The 20325-nt window shown below is 66.9% G+C and carries 21 protein-coding genes; 4 read left to right on the top strand and 17 right to left on the bottom strand.

Annotated features, from left to right (window positions below):
- Positions 1 to 45 precede the first annotated feature (45 nt).
- The 11 genes from FHY06_RS05370 to FHY06_RS05320 all read right to left on the bottom strand — a co-directional run bounded on the left by FHY06_RS05370 (position 46) and on the right by FHY06_RS05320 (position 10040).
- Positions 46 to 1437, bottom strand: coding sequence for an MFS transporter (locus FHY06_RS05370; RefSeq protein ID WP_126182064.1), 1392 nt, complete (start codon positions 1435 to 1437; stop codon positions 46 to 48).
- Complete coding sequence (argE, locus tag FHY06_RS05365; RefSeq protein ID WP_126182063.1) at positions 1434 to 2576, bottom strand: acetylornithine deacetylase; 1143 nt, start codon at positions 2574 to 2576, stop codon at positions 1434 to 1436. Before argE ends, FHY06_RS05370 begins: the two co-directional genes overlap by 4 nt.
- Entirely contained in the window at positions 2573 to 3676 is a 1104-nt protein-coding gene (locus FHY06_RS05360) for a Leu/Phe/Val dehydrogenase (protein WP_184603735.1), read from the bottom strand. The genes argE and FHY06_RS05360 overlap by 4 nt, the downstream gene beginning before the upstream one ends.
- Before the next feature lie 279 nt (positions 3677 to 3955).
- Complete coding sequence (locus FHY06_RS05355; protein ID WP_184603732.1) at positions 3956 to 4573, bottom strand: Rieske 2Fe-2S domain-containing protein; 618 nt, start codon at positions 4571 to 4573, stop codon at positions 3956 to 3958.
- A 30-nt stretch (positions 4574 to 4603) separates the two neighbouring features.
- Complete coding sequence (locus FHY06_RS05350) at positions 4604 to 5329, bottom strand: alanyl-tRNA editing protein (protein WP_184603730.1); 726 nt, start codon at positions 5327 to 5329, stop codon at positions 4604 to 4606.
- Positions 5330 to 5379: 50 nt separating this feature from the next.
- Positions 5380 to 6300, bottom strand: coding sequence for a DMT family transporter (locus FHY06_RS05345; protein WP_184603728.1), 921 nt, complete (start codon positions 6298 to 6300; stop codon positions 5380 to 5382).
- An 89-nt stretch (positions 6301 to 6389) separates the two neighbouring features.
- On the bottom strand, positions 6390 to 6704 hold the full coding sequence (locus FHY06_RS05340) for a DUF1330 domain-containing protein (protein WP_126182059.1): 315 nt from the start codon (positions 6702 to 6704) through the stop codon (positions 6390 to 6392).
- Positions 6705 to 6739: 35 nt separating this feature from the next.
- Positions 6740 to 7555 carry a hypothetical protein gene (locus tag FHY06_RS05335; protein WP_019652284.1) on the bottom strand — a complete coding sequence of 272 codons (816 nt, stop codon included), beginning with the start codon at positions 7553 to 7555 and terminating at the stop codon, positions 6740 to 6742.
- Positions 7556 to 7635: 80 nt separating this feature from the next.
- Positions 7636 to 8628 carry a class I SAM-dependent methyltransferase gene (locus tag FHY06_RS05330; protein ID WP_026346142.1) on the bottom strand — a complete coding sequence of 331 codons (993 nt, stop codon included), beginning with the start codon at positions 8626 to 8628 and terminating at the stop codon, positions 7636 to 7638.
- 279 nt (positions 8629 to 8907) lie between these two features.
- Positions 8908 to 9747 carry an AraC family transcriptional regulator gene (locus FHY06_RS05325; RefSeq protein ID WP_019652286.1) on the bottom strand — a complete coding sequence of 280 codons (840 nt, stop codon included), beginning with the start codon at positions 9745 to 9747 and terminating at the stop codon, positions 8908 to 8910.
- Positions 9726 to 10040, bottom strand: coding sequence for a hypothetical protein (locus FHY06_RS05320; protein ID WP_184604158.1), 315 nt, complete (start codon positions 10038 to 10040; stop codon positions 9726 to 9728). Before FHY06_RS05320 ends, FHY06_RS05325 begins: the two co-directional genes overlap by 22 nt.
- Between FHY06_RS05320 and FHY06_RS05315 the strand changes: the two genes are divergently transcribed.
- Entirely contained in the window at positions 10039 to 11748 is a 1710-nt protein-coding gene (locus FHY06_RS05315) for an acyl-CoA dehydrogenase family protein (RefSeq protein ID WP_409327435.1), read from the top strand. The genes FHY06_RS05320 and FHY06_RS05315 overlap by 2 nt on opposite strands.
- On the opposite strand, the gene FHY06_RS05310 is transcribed toward FHY06_RS05315, so the two are convergent.
- Both FHY06_RS05310 and FHY06_RS05305 read right to left on the bottom strand, forming a co-directional pair.
- Positions 11736 to 13679 (bottom strand): sensor histidine kinase, encoded by a 1944-nt coding sequence (locus FHY06_RS05310; protein ID WP_184603724.1) that lies wholly within the window; start codon positions 13677 to 13679, stop codon positions 11736 to 11738. The two genes, FHY06_RS05315 and FHY06_RS05310, sit on opposite strands and share 13 nt — an antisense overlap.
- Before the next feature lie 100 nt (positions 13680 to 13779).
- Complete coding sequence (locus tag FHY06_RS05305) at positions 13780 to 14124, bottom strand: c-type cytochrome (RefSeq protein WP_132798103.1); 345 nt, start codon at positions 14122 to 14124, stop codon at positions 13780 to 13782.
- Positions 14125 to 14266: 142 nt separating this feature from the next.
- Between FHY06_RS05305 and FHY06_RS05300 the strand changes: the two genes are divergently transcribed.
- A complete protein-coding gene (locus FHY06_RS05300) occupies positions 14267 to 14935 on the top strand; it encodes a hypothetical protein (protein ID WP_019652290.1) in 669 nt (222 codons plus the stop codon).
- Between the two features lie 56 nt (positions 14936 to 14991).
- On the opposite strand, the gene FHY06_RS05295 is transcribed toward FHY06_RS05300, so the two are convergent.
- From FHY06_RS05295 to FHY06_RS05280, 4 genes are all read right to left on the bottom strand, one after another.
- Entirely contained in the window at positions 14992 to 15798 is an 807-nt protein-coding gene (locus tag FHY06_RS05295; RefSeq protein ID WP_184603721.1) for a PPK2 family polyphosphate kinase, read from the bottom strand.
- Between the two features lie 56 nt (positions 15799 to 15854).
- Positions 15855 to 16289, bottom strand: coding sequence for an Hsp15 family ribosome-associated heat shock protein (locus tag FHY06_RS05290; RefSeq protein ID WP_132798099.1), 435 nt, complete (start codon positions 16287 to 16289; stop codon positions 15855 to 15857).
- A gap of 19 nt (positions 16290 to 16308) precedes the next feature.
- Positions 16309 to 17751, bottom strand: coding sequence for a sensor histidine kinase (locus FHY06_RS05285; protein WP_184603719.1), 1443 nt, complete (start codon positions 17749 to 17751; stop codon positions 16309 to 16311).
- A 115-nt stretch (positions 17752 to 17866) separates the two neighbouring features.
- Entirely contained in the window at positions 17867 to 18550 is a 684-nt protein-coding gene (locus tag FHY06_RS05280; RefSeq protein WP_019652294.1) for a response regulator transcription factor, read from the bottom strand.
- Positions 18551 to 18686: 136 nt separating this feature from the next.
- On the opposite strand from FHY06_RS05280, the gene FHY06_RS05275 reads away from it, so the two are divergent.
- Positions 18687 to 19646, top strand: a complete 960-nt coding sequence (locus FHY06_RS05275) for a Bug family tripartite tricarboxylate transporter substrate binding protein (RefSeq protein WP_019652295.1) — start codon at positions 18687 to 18689, stop codon at positions 19644 to 19646.
- Between the two features lie 142 nt (positions 19647 to 19788).
- Positions 19789 to 20325, top strand: coding sequence for a tripartite tricarboxylate transporter TctB family protein (locus FHY06_RS05270; protein WP_184603717.1), 537 nt, complete (start codon positions 19789 to 19791; stop codon positions 20323 to 20325).

The raw sequence follows: 20325 nt of genomic DNA, 5'->3' as shown, positions 1-20325 counted from the left end.
CGATTTCTTTTCTTCTCGTCGATGGGGTGAGCGGCCGCGTGGTGCTCAGTCTTTGTTGCGCAGGGCCGAGCCGGCGGCCAGCAGCGCGACGAGGCTGGCCGCCGCGGCGAACACCACGTACCAGGCGGGAGCGAGCGGATTCCCGGTCCGCGCGATCAGCGCCGTTGCAATGAAGGGCGCGAAGCCTCCGAAGATCGTGACAGCGAAGTTGTAGGCAATGGAAAGGCCTGTGGAGCGCACCTGCGGCGGATAGAGCTCCGCCATGGCGGCGGGCGCAGGCCCGGTGAAGCCGGCGATCAGCACCGCGAACACGAGCAGCACGATGGTCAGCGTCGACGGGTTGGGCACGGCCGTGAGAAGCCAGAGCGCCGGATAGGCCAGCACCAGGATCGCAGTGGCGAAGCCGATCAGCAGGGGCCTGCGCCCGATCCGGTCCGACAGCGCGCCAAAGAAGGGCGCCAGCACCACCAGCACCATCAGCCCCGCGCCATTGGCCCACAGCGACACGCTCTGCGGCAGCTTCAGCGTGCGCACCGCGTACGTCGGCATGTAGACGAGAAAGAAATACGTGCACACCGTCCATACGATGGTCACGCCGAAGCCCGCGATGATTTCCCGGCGGTAGGAGCCCAGTGCCTGCTTCAGCGGCGAGGTCTGCCTGTTGGCGGCCCTCACCTGTTCGAAGCTCTCTGATTCGTGCGTGCGGGTGCGGATGTACCAGCCCACCGGTCCGATGACCAGGCCGAAGAGAAACGGCACGCGCCATCCCCACGCCTCGAGCTGCTCCGGCGTCAGCACGTCCGTGAGCGTCGCGCCGAAGACAGAGCCCAGCAGCAGCGCGCCGGCCTGGCTCGCCTGCTGCCAGCTCGCGAAGTAGCCCCTGCGGCCCTTGGGCGCGTGCTCGACGAGGAATGCGGTCGCGCCGCCCACTTCGCCGCCGGCGGAGAAGCCCTGGATGAGCCGCGCCAGCACGATCCAGGCCGGCGCCCACAGGCCCACGTCGGCATACGTCGGCGCGAAGCCGATCATGGCCGTGCCCAGTGCCATCAGCAGGATGGTCGTGGACAGCGCGACCTTGCGCCCGCGCGAGTCCCCCAGCGCACCCAGCACTACCGCGCCGACGGGCCGCATCACGAAGCCCACGCCGAAGGTCGCCACCGTCAGCAGCAGCGACGAAGTCTCGTCGCCCGTCGGGAAGAAGAGCCGGGAGATGGTGAGCGCGAAGAAGCCGTAGACCGCGAAGTCGAACCACTCCAGCGTGTTGCCGATGACGGCGGCGAGGATCGTCCGGCGCGTGGCGTCGCGAGTCCCTGCGCCCTGTGCAGGGAGGCCGTGAGCGGAGGAGAGAGATGAAGAAGAGGAAGAAGGGGGAGAGGAGGAGAGGGGAGCGAGGCTGCTCGTGGCGTCCGCCAGCGCGGCTGCGTCGAGGTTTTTCATGCTGTCTTGAGGGTTGGAGTGGTGGAACGGTCGGTGGCCCCGGAAAGAGCCCATGCGCCGGCCGACTGCATGAAGCGGTCGGCGGCCTGCAGTTGGCTTGCGGCGATCCATTCGTCGGGCTGGTGCGCCTGGGCGATGGAGCCGGGGCCGCATACCACCGTCGAGATGCCGACCTGCTGGAAGAACCCCGCCTCGGTGCCGAAGGGCAGTTCCGCCTCGGGCCAGAGCGCGCCCAGTTCGCGCGCCACCGAGACGGCCGCGTCGTTGTCGCGCGCCGAAAGCGCCGGCACGCCCGCGACCTGCCCGGCCTCGACGGTGACGCCTTCGGGAAGCTCGGCCAGCGCCTCGCGCACCGTGTCGCGCACCAGCTGGGCCGTGGCCTCGTCCTGCGGACGGAATTCCCACAGCACTTCGCAGCTGCCCGGCACGATGTTGATCGCGGTGCCCCCGTTGATCTGGCCGATGTTGATGGTGGCCTCGCCGCCTTTCCCGGCCAGGTTGCGCCGCAGCCCGGCCAGACGCGTGACGAGGTAGGCCGCCGGCTCGATCGCGCTGGCGCCCAGCGAGGGATCGCTCGAATGGGCGGGCAGCCCCGTGAAAAGCGCGCGGTGTCCGAAGAAGCCGCGATGCCGCACCCCCACGCGCATCTCGGTCGGCTCGCCGACGATGGCCAGCGCGGGTGCCTCGATCTGCGTCTTCAGGCGCTCCACGAGCTGCGGAACGCCCAGGCAGCCGATCTCCTCGTCATAGGAGAAGGCCAGGTGGATCGGGCGGCGCAACGGCTGCCGCCGCCACGCGGGCACCGCCGACAGGCAGGCCGCGATGAAGCCCTTCATGTCCGCCGCGCCGCGCCCGTGGAGCCGGCCGTTGCGCTCGACCAGCGCGAAGGGGCTGGCGCTCCAGTTCTGGTCGGTCACGGGGACGGCATCGCTGTGCCCCGAGAGCACCATGCCGCCCGCAGCGTCGGGTCCGATGCTCGCGAGCAGGTTGGCCTTGCGCCTGTCCTCGCTGTGCACCAGGTGCACCTTGACGCCGTGCCCCGAGAGGTAGTTGCCGATCCAGTGGATCAGGTCGAGGTTGGAGCGGTGCGAGGTCGTGTCGAACGCCACCAGGGCCCGCAGGATGTCGATGGTGGTCATGCGATGCGCTCGGCAAGGGGCCGCTCATTGGTGTTGTTGTTCGCGGCGGCGCCGCCCGGCCTGCCGGTGCTGCCCAATCGCTCCTGCACGAGCCGCATCGCGGCCGACTGGGTCGGCGTGCCGTCGCGGTCGGCGAGCTCGAAGATGCGGCGCAGCGTGGCGCCGATGCCTTTCACCTGCGCATCCACCTTCGCGGCATTGAAGCCTTCATGCTCCGACGCCACGCGGATCAGCCCGCCCGCGTTGATGACGAAGTCGGGTGCGTAGAGGATCTCCCGCTCGCGCAGCTGCCTGCCGTGCTCGTCGCGTGCGAGCTGGTTGTTCGCGCCGCCCGCGATCACGCGAAAGCGCATCTGCGGCAGCGTCTTGTCGTTCACCACCGCGCCCATCGCGCAGGGCGCGAACACGTCGGCCTGCACCGCGTAGATCGCATCGGGCTCGACGATGCGTGCATCGAATTCGGCGCTCGCCCTGGCTGCAAGTGCCGGATCGACGTCGCACACGACGAGTCGCGCACCGGCCTCGTCGAGCAGCCGGCACAGGTTCCAGCCGACGTTGCCAAGGCCTTGCACCGCCACGGTCAGCCCCTGCAGCCCGCAGCCCAGGCGGTGCGCGACGCTGGCCACGATGCCGTGGTAGACCCCCAGCGCCGTGGTCGGCGACGGATCTCCCGTGCCGCCCAGCGCTTCGGGCAGGCCGACCACATGCCGTGTGCTCTGCCGTACCCAGGCGAAGTCGTCGACCGTGGTGCCCACGTCCTCGGCCGTGATGTAGCGGCCGCCCAGGCGGTTGACCGCCACGCCCATGGCGCGCAGCAGGTCGGGTGTCTTGCTCTTGCGGGGATCGCCGAGGATCACCGACTTTCCGCCGCCCAGGCCGAGCCCGGCCGCCGCGGCCTTGAAGGTCATTCCGCGCGACAGCCGGAGCACGTCGCGCAGGGCCGAGGCCTCGTCTGCGTAGGGATACATCCGGCATCCGCCCAGCGCGGGCCCCAGCCTCGTGCTGTGGATGGCGATGATGGCGCGCAGCCCGACCTTGTCGTCGGATATGAAAACGACCTGCTCGTGGTCCGCGAAAGACTCGGTGGAAAAGACTGTCATCTGGTTCTTCTTCTGAATTTCGTTTGAACGAGTGCGGACCGGCTTCGCGCTATGCAGGGCCGCCGCATCCATGCCTGGTCAAGCAGGCTAGGAACAGCAACAGTCGACGTAGATATAGCAGCAGCTCGATGTGCTGCACATCGAATTCCGTGCCACATAGCGGCAGGATTTCAGGGCTTGCTTGGCGAAATGATTGCGTCATGTGTTGGCCTCGCTTTGAGGTGCAGCATGACAGGGAAGGTCGCCGCGATATTGGCGAAAATTTCGATCGACGAAGAATCAGCTTCGAGAAGCATGAAGCGCCTGAAGCGTACTCGCCTGACTCATCTCGTTGATCAGTCTTCTGTATTCGTTAATGGCAAGATCGATTTGTGAATCGCCAAGGAGATCGTTTGAAAGTTTGAAATCGAATGTCTCGTCGACCAGACCATGCACCACGGCGCCCGAAGCAATTTCGGGAATCGCAGCTTCGTCTTCGGGTATGAGGCAGGTCCAGATAAGTCCGTGCCGCTCGACGGCCGGAAACGCAGTGATCCTGAAGCAGTCCGGTGTCTTGGGCGCCAGCTTCTCCGGAACCTTGCTGCAGCTGCCGTCCGATGCGAAGCGCAGGCCGTGGTAGGCGCAGACGAGTTCTTCGCCTTCGATTCGCCCGCTGCTCAGCGGCAATCCGCGGTGCGGGCACATGTCGCGGCCGATGCGGATGCCCTCGGGCATTCGGTAGACGGCCAGCCGCAGGTTCAGCAGCACGACCTGCCGCGGTTTCGCGAGCGGATCGTCCGCGCGCACCAGGGGAAACCACAGCCGCGCCAGCACGGGCCAGTCCTGCTCCGTGTAGGTGCAGTTCGGCGGGAGAAAGCCCTCGGGCAGCGGGCGGGCAGAAGCCGCTTCGACGGTCATGTCTCGCCTCCCTGTGCGCGTTGAATCGGTCTACTTCACCAGCCCGATCCGGATCCGCCGGTTGTGCTGGCCCTTGTTCTCGATCTTCATGATGCGCAGCGGCGCCGATTGCGAAGTCTTCGAGAGATGCGTGCCGCCGCAGGCCTGGCGATCGAGGCCCACGATCTCGATGATGCGGGTGGTGCCGTCGTCCTGCGGAGGTGGCGCGACCGAGCGGCTGCGCAGCACGCCCGGCTCGCGTGCGAGCGCGGTGGAGTCGAGGTAGACCGCATTCACCTGCAGGCCGTCGGAGATCAGGCTGTTGAGCTCCGGCTCCAGCTTCCGCAGTTCGTTGTTGTCGACCGCGGGCAGGTCGAAGTCGATGCGGGCGGTGCCGTCGGCGGCCATCTGCACGCCGGTGACCAGCGAGCCTTCGAAGCGCTGGTAGACCAGCGCGTTGAGGATGTGCAGGCCGGTGTGCAGCTGGCACATCATGAGGCGGAAGTCGGGGTCCACGCTGGCGACCACCTTCTCGCCAGGGGCCTTGCCGATGTCCGCCTCGTCGAAGACGTGCCAGGCGTTCTTGCCTTCCATCTCGATGCGGTCGATCTTCACGGTGCTGCCGTTCCATTGCAGCGTGCCGCGATCCGCCAGCTGCCCGCCGCCTCCCGGATAGAAATAGGACTTGTCGAGAAGAACTGCATTCGGCCTGCGCGCGATGACGTCGGCCTCGAACTGGAGGCGGTCGGGTTCGATGTGGCAAAGATACTGGGACATGGATTCCTCGGTTGTGCGGAATGCTGGGTTGCTTGCTTGCGGGTTGCCGCTCAGGAGAATCGCCGGGCCGTCACGATGCCGGCGAGGATGATCACGGCACCCACGAACTCGGTGACGCTCAGGTACTCGTGGAAGAGGTAGGCGCCGAACACCGTCGCGATGACGGGCTGTATCAGCAGCGTGATCGACGACATCGCGGCCGGCAGCTTGGCCAGCGCATAGGCGATCAGGCCCTGGCCGCCGACGTGCGACACCACGGCGAGCGCCACCAGCATCAGCACGCCGTGGAGCGTGTGCGGCACCAGCGATTCGCCGCGCAGCAGCGTGATCGGCAGCAGCACGATGAAGGTGCCGACGCTGCTCCATGCCATGACGGTCATCGTCCGGTAGTTGGAGCGCACGAGGCTCACCGCCAGCAGATAGGAGCCGTAGAAGACCGCGGTGAGCAGCCCCAGCAGGTTGCCTGCCATGTAGCTGGAGCCGAAGTCGAGCCGGTGGCCGATGAGGATGAATGCGCCGGTCAGCGCGAACAGCATGCCGAACAGGAAGCCCGGCTTGAACCTCTTGCCGAGGAAGATCCTGGAGCCGAGCACCACGAAGATCGGCGCCAGGTTGGCCAGCAGGTTGGAGTTGGCCAGCGTGGTCAGCGTCATCGACCAGTGGTAGAGCGCGAGGTTTCCCGAGAAGATGAAGCCCACGAGGATGAGCTTGAAGGGAATGCCTGGCGTGGATTTCTGCGCGGGTTGCTGCGTGCCTGCAGGCGCCGGCTCGGCCCTTGCCGAGAGCATGTCGAGCAGGAAGAAGATCGGGATCGCGAGCGCGACCCGGTAGACCGCGCTCGCGGTCGGCGGCAGTTCGCTGTGGCGCAGGAACACGCCGCCCAGCGCCAATGCCGCCGCGCCCAGCAGGAGCGCGACGAAAGAGAAGAAGCTGCTCTTCGATGCAGCCGGTAGTGCGATGGTTGTCGTCATGTTCTGCTTGATGCGACCGAGTCTCCATCGGTCGCATCCTTCGGTTTGTTGTGAATCGTCTGAAGCACGGACATGGCGAAGGCGACGGGCTAGGGCCGTAGTAGCGGCGGCTCTTCGAAACCTTCGATCACCATGAGCTGCATGTCGACCGCGGCGTCCTTGCGCAACCCTCTTGCGTGGGTGTACTCGGGCGACTCGTAGAACTTCCTCGCCGCGTCCGCGGTCTTGAACTCGACAAGAACCACTCGCCTGTCATCGGGAGCGCCTTCCAGGTGCATGCGCTCGCCTCCCCGCGTCAGGAACCTGCCGCCGAATTTCTCGACAATGCCGGGCGTGAGTTGCTTGTATCGGTTGTACTGGTCCGGATTCACGATGGACATCCGGCCGATCAGATAGGCGACCATCTGGCGTTCCCGAGGTTGCTCAGCCGCGGGCGCTGCTAGACGTAGGCCACCTTCTTCTGCGTCGCGACGCCCGACTGCAGCAGCGCCGCGTCCAGGACGTCCCAGAGGCCGGTCAGCGAATCGAGGAAGTCGTCCGCGCCTTCGATGACCAGGTGGGCGTACTCCGTCTTCAGCGCGAGCTCGACCGCGGTGCGCGCGTTCTGCTCATGGTGCTGCTCGGCGCCGACTTCGCCCCAGTGCTCCAGCAGGTAGTGCATCTCGGGCTTTTCGAGGTCGGCGTTGTAGATGCCGCTGTCCACCAGGCAGTACTTCTCGCCCGGGATCAGCTGCTGGTTCGAGATCATCTCCAGCGCCAGCGTGGTGCCGAGGTTGCGGTAGGTGTTCTCGATGTCCGTCAGCTTGCGGTGGTCGAACACGCCGATGGCCTTGCGCACCTGCGTGGTCAGCCCGGTCTCCATGTCGTAGCCCGGCAGCGAACCGAGCAGCTGGTCGGAGAAGGCCTTCAGCTTCGCCTCGACCTTCTCCTGGTTGTAGAGGTCCGCGAAGACGGGCTGGTCCGCCGACTGGTTCACGATGAAGCCGGCCATCGTCGCGAGTTCGGGTCCGTGGCCCGATTCGCTCTCGACGATCTCCTCGAGCAGCTCGCTCTGCTTGTGCAGACCGTGCTTCTTCAGCGCATCGGGAAAGCTCCAGCCCGGCCGCGTCGAGGCGCAGAAGCTCTGGATCTGATGGAACAGCGCGCCGACGACGGGCGGCTCCGGTTCGACTTTGGCCCAATTCTTGAAAATCGGGTGTGAATAGCACCGATGATTTTTGACTCTGTCAACCAGATCGGAAATGGTCACGCTCATTTCTTGCTCCTAATCACAGTGGGTTGAAAAAAATACCAAGGGGAAAATTCGATTGCTCGTGTTTCAAAGGGTGGGGTGGGTTACTTGCTTGCCATCAACATGCGCCCTCCAGGGTGGTCGAGTACTTCGATCCTGACGTTTGAAAATCCCGCGCGGAAAAGCTTTTCCGTCCATTCCTCCTCGCTCAGGAGCCTTCTGGACATGAAATGGTTGTGCAGATGATTGAATGCGGCGGCGAACGGTTTTTCCCAATTCGACTGGGCGACCGGAATTGCGTCGACGATGATCAGCGTGCCCTTGATGGCATGGGCGCAGCAGGCGCGCAGCAACGAATCCAGCGTTTCTTCTTCCGCGGGAAGAAGGTCGTGCATGACGAAGCCCGCGTGGATGATGTCCGCGTCCTTGATGAGGGAGGCGTCCTCCACGAGCACCTGGATGGGTGCGGTCACGAACTGGAGCCTGTCGCTCATGCCGGCCTCGCGCGCCGCCTGCACCGCCTGCTCGGTGGCCGACGGGCTGAGGTCGATGCCCACGCCGGTGGAGCCCGGGATCTTGCGCAGCATGCGGATCAGGAAGCCGCCGGAGCCCGATCCAAGATCCACGATTTTCTTTGGTGCCATCGCGACGATGGCGTTCTCCGGCTGGGGATAGAACGACTTCTCGCCCATCCACTTCGAGGTGCGCGCCACCAGGCCGCCGCTGCGCGGGTACTTGGCCTGCGCCTCCTCGTTGTTCTCGGAGAACTCCTTCGCGTTGTTGATCAGCGGCGCGCAGGCGCGAAGCGCCCACGAGAGATAGCCGACCTCGTTGATCAGCTCGTCGAAGTTGCTTCCCACCTTGTAGGTCGCCGGCGCCTTGGTGCCGAGGTCTTCGATGATGCCGGCCTTGCTCAGCGAATCGAGGTACGCCGAAATGACCGACTCCTTGATGCCGCAGGAACGGGATGCCGCGGCGGCATCCACGACCGGCGATTTCTGGAGGAATTCAATGACTCCGTATTCGGCGCCTATTTCCAGCAGGATTGCGGAACCTGCGAGGGAAGAACCAGTAATGCCGCGATCAACGTTTTGCATGGGTCACCTGTGGGTTGAAAGCTATTGAAAACGAACTGATTAATCTGCTCTGGCCGAAACCATTTAGTTGCACGATAGAGGGGGCGCCCGAACCCGTATTGGCAAAAATTGCGGCACAGCAGCAATCCGCAAAAAAGTGGGCCGAAGAATTCCAGTCGGGCGTGCGAATGCATTCGCGCGCGGCACGTGGCCGGCGCGGCGTTCAGCTGCCAGAGGCTTGTGAAGGGAAGGGTGCGAACCCCTCGACGTGCATCGCGAGGGTGGGCGGCGATCAGGCTGTCAGTTGATCCGCGCGCGCACGTACTGCAGCGGCGTCATGCCGAAGGTGCGCTTGAAATGCCGCGTGAGTGCGCTCTGGTCGTAGAAGCCGCTCGCCACCGCGGCCTCGATGAGCGGGCGGCCCGCGGTGAGAAGGCCGATCGCGGCCCTGAGCCGCAGCTGCGTCAGGTACATGTGAGGCGTCAGGCCGATCGTGCGGTTGAATGCGCCGATCAGCTGGAAGGGCGTGAGGTCGGCGGCCGACGCCATCTGCTCGAGCGTCAGCCGCTCGGCGAACGCGTCGCGCAGCAACTCGAGCACCGGCGCGAGCACGCTCGCATCCGCCGGCACAGGAAGCACGCGCTGTCCCGGCTGCGCATGGTTCTGGAAGAGCGTGCCGAAGCTATGGACGAACAGTTCCTGCTGCCGCAATGGGTCCCACTGGCCGCTGTCTCCATCGAAGGCGCGGTGCAACTCCAGGAAGCAGGCGATGAGTTCGGGGTCGTCGTAGATGTTGGAACCAAAGTATCGGGTCTGGTCGATGCCCAGCGTCGACATCAAATGCCTGATGCCCGGGTCTGCGAGGTAGAGGGCACGGTACCGCCAGCGCGCGCTGCCGCCCATGCGGCCCGAGTGGGGCTCGGAAGGATTGAAGACGAGCAGCGCCTGCTGATGCGCGATGCCCGTGCGCCCGCGGCTCTTGAATTCCGCGCCTCCCACTTCGGTGACCGCGATCACGAAGGAATGATGCACGTGCGGCGCGTACTCGTGCGTTGTGAAGTCGGCATGCAGCATGTCCATGCCGGGAATTCCGGATGCATGCCAGTAGCGCGACGTGTTCAGAGGGTCCAGCTTGGCCAATGAAAACCTCCGTTTGCATCGGCGGTTGCCACACATCCCGCCAGCGTCGTCGAACCGATCGATGGCACCTGAATGGTGAGCAAGGCCGTCTCGTTGCGGTGATTACAGCGCGATCTTGGTGGATGCGGAAAGCCTCCAGCCTCGATGCGGAAATCAAGCAAGCGGTGTGCCATTCGGCGGCCCCTGCATGGCCCGCAGCCGCTGCGGGAAAGATCAGATTCACGAACGGCGGCGAATGCCTCAACATACTTCGCGGCGCAGCCATCTTGCCGCCGCTCATTGGAGACCTTCATGAACATGCCTCTCGAGAGCACCGAACTGGCGTTTCAGTTTTCGCTTGCCGATGGCGTCGAAACGCACAAGGTATTCAACCAGGCCGAGCCATGCATCGGCCACAACGCGTTCATCGACGACGTGGCGCTACGTGGGCTGGTGGAGCGCCATGCACCATGGAGCATTCCGCATGCGATGGCCGTCGGTGCATTGGCGGGCGACGAGCAGGTGCAGGACCTCGCGCGGCTGGCCAACGAGCACAACCCGCAGCTGCGCACGCACGACCGCTTCGGCAACCGGCTCGACTGGGTCGAGTTCCATCCCGCATGGCACCAGCTGATGAGCCTGGCCTTCGCGCATGGCGTGCCCGGGCTTGCATGGACCACGAGCGAAAGCTCGGGCCACTTCGCACGCGCCGTGCTCAGCTACCTGTGGAACCAGGTCGAGAACGGCACGGGCTGCCCCACGGGCATGGCGTATGCCGCATGCGCCGGCTTCGAGGGAAGGCCCGAGTTCGCGCTCTGGAGAGAGAAGACGCTCTCCGGAAAGTACGATCCGCGCCGCCTTCCGCTTTCGCACAAGACAGGAGCCGTGATCGGCTACGCGATGACCGAGAAGCAGGGCGGCTCCGACCTGCGCCAGACGCAGACCACCGCCACCTTCGTCGGAACCGAGAACGGCGTGCAGGTCTACAGCGTCACCGGCCACAAGTGGTTCTTCTCGGTGCCCACTTCCGATGGCTTCTATACGCTCGCGCAAACCAGGTCGGGCGTGAGCTGCCTCTTCGTTCCGCGCTTCCTGCCCGACGGCAGTGCCAACCGCGTCGCGGTGCAGCGCCTGAAGGACAAGTGCGGCAACCGCTCCAACGCATCGAGCGAGGTCGAGTTCAACAAGACATGGGCGATGCTGGTCGGCGAGGAGGGGCGCGGCATCCGCGAGATCCTCTCGCATGCGCACCTCACGCGGCTGGACTTCGCCGTCGGCTCGGCGGGCCTGATGCGCCAGGCGCTGACGCTGGCGATCGGCCACGCATCGACGCGCGACGGCTTCGGCCGCCGCATGGCCGACCTGCCGATGCAGACCAACGTGCTCGCGGACCTCGCGCTGGAGAGCGAAGCGGCCATGCTTTGCGCAATGCGCGTGGCGCGCGCGACCGACGGCATGGCGTCGGACGAACGCGAGCGGCTTCTTGCACGCGTGGCAACGCCGGTGGCCAAGTACTGGAACTGCCAGAGGGCGACGTACTTCGTCTACGAGGCGCTGCAGGTGCACGGCGGCAACGGCTTCATCATGGAGAACCCGATCGCCAGGCTGTACCGCGAGGCGCCGCTCAATTCGATCTGGGAAGGCACGACCAACATGATGTGCATGGACGTGCTGCGCGCGCTGGGGCGCGAGAAGGGCGCGCTCGAGGTCTTCATGGACGAGGTTTCGCCGCCGCAGGCACAGGCCAACGCCGCGCACGCGAAGTTCGTTGCCGCGCTGCGCGACGACCTTGCCGCGGGCGCGATCGACGAGGGCAACGCACGCGCGATCGTGACGCGCATGGCGCTTGCGCTGCAGGCGAGCGAGATGCTGAAGCACAGCGATGGCGCGGTTGCGCAGCGCTTCGTCGAATCGCGCCTGGGTGGCCGTCATGCCGGTGTGATGGGCACGCTGGAGGCCGGAGCCGACCTGCGCGGGATCGTCTCCCGCGCGTCGGTCGCGCCCGTGCGTCAGGCCGCCTGAGCCTGGCGCCGCAGCGGCAGCCACAGCACGAAGCGCGTTCCCCTCGGCAGCGGCTCCCAGCTGACGGTGCCGTTGATCGAGCGCGCACGCCGCCGCTGGTTCTGCAGGCCCCGGCCCGATGATGCGGCCATGGCCTTGTCGATGTCGAAGCCTTGTCCGTTGTCCTCGATTGTCACGCGCACGCCGCCGTCACCCAGCGAGGTGCCCACGCGGATTTCGGTCGCGCGCGTGTGGCGCAGGATGTTGGAGATGCTCTCCTGCACGATGCGCAGGATGTGCAGCGCGCTCGACGGATCGAGCCACTCCAGCGCGGGCAGCTCCTGCACCTCCCAGCGCAGCGAGACGCCCGTGCCTTCTAGGCGCGGCTCGAGCCGGTAGCGCAGCGTGGCCAGCAGCACGAGCAGGTCGGCCTCGATGGGCTCCAGCGAATCGAGCGTGAGCTTCAAGTCGTCCAGGCAGCTCTTGAGGATCTGCGAGACCTTGTCGTCGCTCATGCCGCCGCCCTCCACCGAGCGGATGGCGCTGATCAGCGAGGAGCCCAGCCCGTCGTGCATGTCCTGCATCAGCCGCTGGCGCTCGTCGCTGATGGTCTGCAGGCGCTCGACCTCGCGCAGCCTGCGGTGGCTGAGCTCGAGCTCGGCCTCGCGCACCTGCAGGCGGTGCGCGAGGCTCGCGTTGAGCTCCTCGACCTCGCCGATGGCATGCACGTACCGGCGGTACATGAGCACGCCGAACACGATGAAGGTGGCCGCGTTCGTGTACGCACCGAGATACCAGCCTTCGGGGCTGATGAAGTTGTTCTGCAGCAGCCAGTCGGTGACGCCCAGCAGCACGCAGACGCCGATGCCCACCGCCACCAGCCGTCCTTCGCTGGAGCGGCGCCAGGCACTGACGCCGCCCACGAGGCAAACGGCGGTGCCCATCATCGCGGCGATCGCGTAGATCAGCGGCGTCACCTGGGGCGTGTTCTGCACGATGGCAAGACCGGGAATCGTGACGATGCCGATGGCCGTGGTGGTCACGACGACGCCGCGGGTCAGCCACACGAGCTGCCGCCCATGAAGCTGGCGCAGGAAGAAGTGCACGACCATCACCAGCCAGAACAGCGAGTTGACGGTCAGCCACGCGAACCAGTCGTTGAGCACCGGCAGGCCCACGTAGAAGTGCAGCCCCCGCATGAACGAGGTGGCCGAGAGGTTGAAGAACAGCAGGTAGCCGGTCTCGTCGCGGCGCCTGAACCACACGAAGAGGGCGAACACGCCCACCGCCATGAAGGCCGCGCCCAGCATCGCGGGCAGTTCCTGCTGCAGCCACTGGCGCATGCCGTGGCGGCCCCTGAGCGCATCCACCGGGCCGATCCACAGTGAGGACAGCGCCACCTGCGCGCTATGGGTGTGCTCCAGGCGCAGGAGGATCTCCGCAGGCGGCGCGTTGCCGCCGGCGCCATGTCCGTCGAGCTGCACCCACAGCGGCGTGCGGGTGCTGTTCCACAGCGGGCCCGACTGCTGCGCGCGATGAACCAACTGGCCATCGGCATAGACGGCAATGGTGCCGTCGGTCTTGATGCGCGCGCCGTACAGCGCCCAGGGGCCGGCGCCGGCCGGCAGGCCGCGGGTGCCGAGCCTGATCCAGGTCGTGCGCGTGGTGCTGGTGGAGGTGTTCCCGGCCTGCCTCAGGAGCGCGATGGGCAGGGCCAGCGGAAGCTCGATCTGCTTCCAGTCCTGCGGCAGCGCGCCGCTGTCCTGCCGGGCCGGCGGCGTGCTGAAGCCCGAAGCGTCCTGCACCTGCCAGTCGGCGTGCGTCATGTGCAGGAGCGCGTCGGATTGCCGCACGCCGGTCGCCCCGACCAGGTAGACGCCGATGATGCCCAGCAGTGCGATCGAGAGAACGAGCACCACGGAGGCGAATAAGGGTGCGGGGCGGTAGTTCAAGGGATGCTGGAAGTGCCGCGACCCGGGCCGGCGCGGAGGTTTATGTAACCTATTTTCTCACTTTGTTACCAGCCGGCCCATCGGGTGAGCCCCGATGGCCTCACCGCGGGGCGGGTTGCGAGAGGATCCACTGCGCCAGCACCTGTGCGTCGGCCTCCGACACCTGGGTCTGCCTCGGCATGATCACGCGGCCCCAGGTGCCGACACTGCCGTTGCGAATCTTCCCGGCCAGCCGCGCGGCCGCCTCCGCATCGCCGCGATAGCGCTCGGCGATCTGCGCGAAGCCCGGGCCCACCTGCTTGTGCACGAGGCCGTGGCAGGCCATGCATGCGTTCTTGCGGGCCAGCTCGGCCGGCGTCTGGGCGATGGCGGAGAGCGAATGGATGGCCAACGCACAGCCCGCGAGGAACTGGCAAAGGCGCTGGACGGGAGTCTGGATCTTCATGGGTGGGGCGGTGCCTGCGCCCGTCATCGTCGCATGCCGCTTGCGCGGGGCCGGCCGTCGTGCATTCACGACAAGACGATTCAAGAGTAACTATATGTATGGTTAAATCCCCGCAACTATCGCGAAGAAGACGAGGGATTGCATGAAGCTGCTGCTGAGCATTGCGTTCGCCGCCGTGGCCCTGGCCGGTTGCGCCAGCGCTCCGACCACCCCCACCGAACCCGGAACGGGCAGGGGGACTTCCTATGTGCCGATGGTGGCCATGGAAGGCGTGGACAAGGTGCGCTACGACCAGGACGTGGCCGACTGCCGCACCGCCGCCAACCGCATCACCGCCCGCAGCGAAACCGGCGACGCCATGTGGGGCGCGCTGGGCGTGGGCCTGATCACCGTGTACGGGCAGGGCATCGTCGCCGCGGCGTCGTACACCGGCATCACGGCGGCCGTCATCGACTGGAACGGCCGCCCGAGTTCCGAACTCATCGCCGATCATCAGCAGATCGCCATCGTGCATTGCATGGCCAAGCGCGGCTACCGCAACCTCGACCCGAACGTGCGCGACACCTTCTACGGCAACACCTTCGATCCGGGCGTGATCGTCAAGCCGCGCCGCACCGGCGTCGACACCTACAACGTCGAAGCGCTGGCCAAGGCCGGCCGCTGCAACATCCAGCCGCGCGCCGAGCTGACGGCCAAGGGCCCCGGCTACGAGAGCTACAACGTGCCTTGCGACAACGGCGGAACCTGGGCGGTGCGCTGCGAGTTCGGCAAGTGCCGCGTGCTGGCACAGGCGGCGATACGCCGCTCCTGAGTCGGCGGCTTCCCGCCCTCGGCAAGGCAAACGGGCCCGCGACGCGGGCCCGTTTTTCATTTGACGATCATTCCCTTCAGCGCCGGATCGGGCGCGGGCGGCTTGAGCTTCATCTGCCGCATGGTCTTCACCAGCAGCTGGGCGATCATCACGTTGCGGTGCCGCTTGCTGTTGGCCGGCACCACGTGCCACGGCGCATGGTCGCTCGACGTGGCCACCAGGGCGTTCTGGTAGGCCTGCTGGTAGGCGCTCCACTTGGTGCGCACCGACAGGTCGTCCATGCTGAACTTCCATTGCTTGCCGGGCGTATCGATGCGGGCCTGGAGGCGCTCGCGCTGCTCGTCCTTGTCGATGTGCAGCATGCACTTGACGACCACCGTGCCGGTTTCCGTCAGCAGGCGCTCGAAGTCGTTGATCTGTGCGTAGCGGCGCTTCGCCTCGGCCTTGTCGATCCAGCCTTCCACCACGGGCACCAGCACGTCCTCGTAGTGGCTGCGGTTCCAGACCATGATCTCGCCGGTGCGCGGCACCACGGCATGGCAGCGCCAGAGGTAGTCGCGCGCGCGCTCGTCCACCGTCGGGGCCTTGAATGCGGTCACGCGCACGCCCAGCGGCGAGGTGCGCGAGAACACCCAGCGAACGGTGCCGTCCTTGCCGCTGGTGTCCATGCCTTGCAGCACCAGCAGCAGCTTGCGCTTGCCCTCGGCGTTCAGCAGATCCTGCAGCTCGTCGAGCTCCACGGCGAGGGCATCGAGCTCGACGCGCTGGGCGTTCTCGTCGCCTTCGCAGAAGGGCGTGTCGTCGGGGTCGATGTGGGTGAGCTTGAACTTGCCGCCGACGCGGTACTTCTTGAAGCTGGCCATGTAGCTGGACTCCGTGTTGGGAAGGGAACGACGAAGCCCGCAGGTTAAGCGATTGCTCAGGACTCGTCGTCCTCGGGCAGCGATGCGCTCCAGCGGTTGTCCCACTCGGCATGCTGGCGCACCGCGCCGTCGAGCTCGCGCCGGTCGCGCTTGGTGGGGCGGCCCTGCTCGATGGTCAGTGCCGGTTCGATGCCCGCGCGGCGCATCTCGCGGAAGGCGGCCTGCGCCGCCAGGCTCTCCGCCGTTTCCTCGTAGAGCTGCTGCGCCACCGGCGCCGGCCCGCGCTGGCCGCTGAGACCGCGCACCGTGACGGTCCGCGTCAGCGGGCCCATGCGCATCGCGACGGTGTCGCCCGCCTTGACCTCGCGCGAGGCCTTGGCGACGTCTCCGTTCACCTGAACGCGGTTCTTGCCGATTTCTTCCGCAGCCAGCGAGCGCGTCTTGAAGAAGCGGGCGGCCCAGAGCCATTTGTCGATGCGCAGACGGTCCATGAAATTCGAGGAGTGGAGGTCAGGCATTGTGCCGCGACGGCACCGGCTGCGGCGACGCGAGCGGAAGGCGCACGACGGCGTCCAGCCCGACGATCCGTCCGCTGCCGTCGGGCTCGGTACGGTTGTCCAGGCTGATGTGCCCGTCCAGCGCCAGCACGATCTCGCGGCAGATCGCCAGACCCAGCCCCGAGCCGCTGGAGGTGCTGCCAGCCGAGAAGGGCGCGAACAGGCGCTGGCGAAGCTCGGGCGAGATGCCGGGGCCGTCGTCGCTCACCACCAGCACCGCGTCGGCGCCCTCCGCGCGCACCGCCACCGAAAGCGCGGCGCCCGGCGGGCTCTGCTTGATCGCGTTGTGCAGCAGGTTGCGCGTGAGCTCCTGCAGCATCCACTGGTGGGCACGCACAGGCACGGGCTCGTCGACGGCGAGCTCGAAGTCGAGCGCCTTGTCGGCCACCAGCGGCGACAGGTCGAGCGCGATGTCGCGTGCCACCTCGGCGAAATCGAGCGTCACCGATTCCGGCTGCTGCCGCAGCTGTTCCACCTTGGCGAGCGACAGCATCTGGTTGGCCAGCATGGTCGCGCGGTCGACGGTGCCGCTGATCTCGTCCAGCGCCTGCTCCGGCACCACGTCGCCGCGCTGCGCGGACTGCACCTGCGCCTTGAGCACCGCCAGCGGCGTGCGCAGCTGGTGGGCGCTGTCGCGCACGAAGCGCTTCTGGTGGTCCAGCAGGCGCTGCAGCCGGCCCATGACCTGGGTGGTGGCGTCGATCAGCGGGCGCAGTTCGCGCGGCGCGTCGGGGGCGTCGATGGGCGAGAGGTCGTCGGCCTGGCGCTTCTCGATCGCCTCGCCCAGTTCGCGCACCGGCCGCGTGGCGCGCTGCACCACGAACACGGTCACCAGCGCGATCACGCCCATCAGCAGCAGCTGGCGCCACAGCGTGTCGATGAGCAGCTTGCGCGCCAGCGTCTCGCGGATCTCCAGCGTCTCGGCCACCTGCACCACGGCCATGCCGCGGCCGGTGGCGCTGGCGACGGGCTGCAGGAGCACCGCCACGCGCACCGGCTGGTTGCGGAACTGCGCGTCGTAGAAGTCGACCAGGGCCGCATAGGCGCTGCGGTCAGGGATGCGGCCGTGCCAGAAGGGCAGCTCCGCGAAGCCCGAGATCATCTCGCCGTTGAGTGCCGAGACCCGGTAGAAGAGCCGGCTGCGGTTGTCGGCCTCGAAGGCCTCCAGCGCGGAGTAGGGCACGATGGCGCGCAGCCGAGCCATGTCGTCGTAGCCCTCCACGTCGAGCTGCTCGCCGATGGTCTTGGCCGAGGCCAGCAGCGTGCGGTCGTAGGCGGTGGTGGCCGCCGCCAGGCTCTGGCGGTACAGGCTCACGCTGTTGATCACGATGAACACCGTGACCGGCGCGAGGATGCCGATCAGCAGCCGCGCGCGCAACGAGATCGCGCGGATCATCGAATGCGCGCGCAGGCCGGCGAACGCCGCGGAACCGGCTTCGCCGGGCCGCAGGCGCTGTCCCCTGCAAGAGTGTTGGCGAGGCGGCACGAAGTGCGCGCAGCCTGGGGGTTTGTCATGTTTCAGGGCGCAGCAGATAGCCGAGTCCGCGCATCGTCATCAGCACGGCGCCGGTGCCGACCAGCTTCTTGCGAAGCCGGTACACCACCACCTCGATGGCCTCGTACTGCACGTCGGTCTCGCCCGGGAACACCAGTTCGAACAGGCGCTCCTTGGTCACTGCGTGGCCGGGCTTCATCATCAGCGCCTTCAGCAGGGCCAGTTCGCGCGGGGTGAGCTCGAGCAGCTCGGCGCGGTTGTAGATGGCACCGTTGTCGGGCTCGAAGCGCAGGCCGCCGATCTCCTGCGGGTTCAGGCCCGCGTCCGGCCCGGTGGCGCCGTGGCTGCGGCGGCGCAGCGCGCGGATGCGCGCTTCCAGTTCGTCGAGGTCGAAGGGCTTGGGCAGGTAGTCGTCGGCGCCGGCGTTCAGGCCGACGATGCGGTCGCCCACCGTGCCGCGCGCGGTCAGCAGCAGCACCGGTGTGCGCAAACCTTCGGCGCGGGCCTGGGCCAGCACCTGCAGGCCGTCCAGGTTCGGCAGGCTCAGGTCGAGGGCGACCACGTCGGGTTCGATGGCTCGCCACTGGGTGACGGCCTGGGCGCCGTCTCCGCAGACGCGCACGTCGATGCGGCGGCGCCCGAGGGTGCGCTGCAGGGTGATTTGCATCGTGGGGTCGTCTTCGACCAGCAGCAGCTTCATACGTGGGGCTTCGGGGTGCGTACTTTGGTGTTTTCCCCAGTCTGGCGGACAGCCAACTGACAGCGGGGCGGCGCATGATAGCGCTCAGCTACAAGTCAGCTTCCTTTCAAGTTACTTCCAATCAGGAGACCTAAGCATGCGTCGCGACACCTTTCTGAAGTCACTGGCCGCCATGGCCGCCGTGGGAGCGCTGCCACTGTCGGCGCGCGCGGCCGCCAACGTCAAGATGATGATCCCCGCCAACCCGGGCGGCGGCTGGGACACCACCGGCCGTGCGCTGGGCAAGGCGCTGACCGACGCCAAGGTGGCCGACACCGTCACCTACGACAACAAGGGCGGCGCCGCCGGCGCGCTGGGCCTGGCCCAGTTCGTCAACGGCTCCAAGGGCGACGCCAACGCGCTGATGGTCATGGGCTCGGTCATGCTGGGCGGCATCATCACCGGCAAGCCGCCGGTCAACCTGTCGCAGGCCACGCCCATCGCGCGCCTGACCACCGAATACAACGTGTTCGTACTGCCGGCCAACTCGCCGTTCAAGACCATGAAGGACGTGGTCGAGCAGCTCAAGAAGGACCCGGGCAGCGTCAAGTGGGGCGGCGGTTCGCGCGGCTCCACCGAGCACATCGCCGCGGCGATGATCGCGCAGAAGGTCGGCGCCGATCCGTCCAAGATCAACTACGTCGCCTTCCGTGGGGGCGGTGAGGCCACCGCCGCCGTCCTGGGCGGCAACGTCACCGTCGGCGGCAGCGGCTACAGCGAGTTCGCCGAGTACATCGCCGCCGGCAAGATGAAGCCCATCGCCGTCACCTCCGCCCAGCGCCTGCCGGGCGTCGACGTGCCCACGCTGAAGGAGCAAGGCATCGACGTCGAGATCGGCAACTGGCGCGGCGTCTACGGCGCTCCCGGCATCTCGGCCGAGCAGCGCAAGGCGCTGACCGACATGGTGCTGGCCGCGATGAAGAGCGCCTCGTGGGCCGAATCGCTCAAGAAGAACGACTGGACGGCGGCGGTGCTCTCGGGCGACGCCTTCGCCAAGTTCGTGGACGACGACTTCGCGAACCTGCGCGCGATCATGACGAAGTCCGGCATGGTCTGAACCTGGTTCTCCCCCGGGCTGCGCGCACTTCGTGACGCGCGCGCCTTCCCCCTTCGGGGTCAACACCCGAGGCCCGGCAAAGCCGGCTCCTCGGTGTTTCTTGCCGAAGGGGCTCTCTTTCCCCTCGATGCGGGAGCAAAAAATGACAACTCCAGACTCCTCGGCCTCGCCGCAACCTGCGGCCACGTGGCCCCAAACCCTTGTCGGCGCCGGCGTGCTGCTGACCGGCGTGGCGCTGGCCTTCGGCGCCATCGGCATTTCCTCCGACGCGGGCTACGGCGGCGTCGGTCCCAACTTCCTGCCCTGGCTGGTGTCCGTGGTGCTCGTGCTGTGCGGCGCCTGGATTCTGTGGGAGGCGCGCACCGGCGGCTTTCGCGAACTCGATGCGCCGTCGGGCGCCGAGCATGCCTACTGGCCCGGCTTCATCTGGGTGTCGGCGGGCCTGCTGCTCAATGCGGCGCTCATCACCACGCTGGGCTTCATCCTGAGCTGCACGCTGTGCTACCTGCTGGCGGTGCAGGGCCTGCGCCGCGCGAGCGGGCAGGCCGGCGTCAATTCGCCGCGCACCTGGGCGACCGACTTCGTCACCGGCGCCGTGATCTCCGCCCCGGTGTTCTGGATGTTCACGCAATTCCTGGCCATCAACCTGCCTGGCCTCACTTCGACCGGCTGGATCTGA

This window comes from Variovorax atrisoli, assembly GCF_014195185.1.
GTDB lineage: Bacteria > Pseudomonadota > Gammaproteobacteria > Burkholderiales > Burkholderiaceae_C > Variovorax > Variovorax atrisoli.
This window is presented reverse-complemented; position numbering and strand designations above follow the sequence as displayed.